We start from the raw sequence: 1657 nt of genomic DNA, 5'->3' as shown, positions 1-1657 counted from the left end.
CAGTCTGTCTAAAAACTATTAAGCTGCCACATTATTAGTTAAAATTAGGCTTAAGTTTTGAGAGTTTAAAAGACTATGCCGTTTGACGATCATTTTTTTCAATAACTTATTCAGGCTCTTAAATGCGCTTCCTACAGCATTTTTGAGTTTATTAAACGGTTTAAATAGGCTTAAAAGGCCTATCAATGAATCTACCCCAACAATATTAATTAAGCGGCGAAGGTTATAGGCTGTCATAATTAAGCCAACATCTGCAGCGGCTCTGCTAATGGACTTTTTCGTCATGATATGGTCAAAGCCCCATTGACGTTTGATGGTGCCATAGGGATGCTCCACAATGGCCTGTCTGCGCTTATAAAGCTTTGGATTTGCTTCAATTCGTGCTTTGTTGGCGACCACATATATATTTTCAGCATGGTGGCGGATAATACGCCCATTAACTTTGGCGCTTGTACACTTAGCTCTGGCTTCACAGCCCTTACAGGCAGGTGTTCTGAATAGCTGAAAATCACCGCCGCGATTAGCTTTGTGCCACTTGCCATTGGTTGTCAGGATTTGTCCCATTGGACAAGTATAAATGTACTGCTGCGAATCAAATTTAAAATGCTCCAGGTTATAGGTTGGGTCTGGAGCCTGTGAGTTTTTAGGGATTGCAGGAATGGCTACCATTACATCCACTCCCAGTTTGGCTGCTTTTGCAAACTCACTTCCGGTGTGATAGCCTTTATCGTAAAGTGCTGTAAAGTTATTGTGTCCAATCTCATCAACCGCACGCTCCACCATTGTTCCCATTGCGTTGCTGTCATTTTCATTGGTTACAAGATAATCAACAGGCAGGTTGTGTTTAGCATCAACCGTAGTTTGTAAATTGTAAGCCACCTCTGTAATGATGTTTCGAATAGCCATCTGGCGACTCTCCGGGTCTGATGTTGAAATCTGTTTTTCTCCTGTTTCCTTTAGTTCAGCTTCCAGCTTATGATACTTCTCTTTTCGCTGCTCCTGCTTAGTAATCTCATCCTTCAGTTCCTTTTTCCGCGATGAGTCACCGTCTTCCTTAGCCAATGCCTGGCTGTACTCGTCCAGCTTGTTTTCGATGTATTGCAAGTGACGGTCAATCTTCTTCTGGTTGAAGTTGTTCTTCTTACTGTTCTGTGCTCGTAGCTTAGTTCCGTCTCCTGCCAGAATCTGACCACCTATCAGGTTGAAATACTTGGCTACCTGGACCGTTTCCTTAAACACTCGTTTGATGGCCTTGGAATTATCGCGCCTGAAATTTGCTATCGTATTGTGATCAGGTTTTAACTGCTTGAGCAACCACATCAATTCAATGTTACGTTTGCATTCTTTCTCTAATGATCGGGATGAACGGATACGGTTTAAATACCCATAAATAAACAATCGTAACAAATCACCAGGATGGTAGCATGGTCGTCCATTTTCCCCTGCCTGCATATCAAAACCCAACTCTTCAAGTTTTAGGTGGGATACAAAGGCATCAATCAACCTGACTTCATTATCTGCCTCTACAGCATCATCAAGCGTAAGGGTGAATAACTGGATTTGTGTGCGGTTTTGGCCTTGGATGTATTTCATACTTGAAGATACAAAATATCTGATCTTGTGATTCTTAAATGATAGGTTTTTAGACAGTCTGACG

At 41.9% G+C, this 1657-nt stretch carries 1 protein-coding gene; it reads right to left on the bottom strand.

Annotated features, from left to right (window positions below; translation table 11 throughout):
* Positions 1-18 precede the first annotated feature (18 nt).
* A partial coding sequence (locus ACRD69_RS25260; RefSeq protein WP_430817914.1) for an IS1182 family transposase occupies positions 19-1657 on the bottom strand: 1639 nt, incomplete at its 5' end.

This window comes from Carboxylicivirga agarovorans (assembly GCF_050589845.1).
Lineage (GTDB): Bacteria > Bacteroidota > Bacteroidia > Bacteroidales > Marinilabiliaceae > Carboxylicivirga > Carboxylicivirga agarovorans.
Note: the sequence above shows the minus strand (reverse complement) of the source record. Positions and strands in the feature narration are given on the sequence as shown.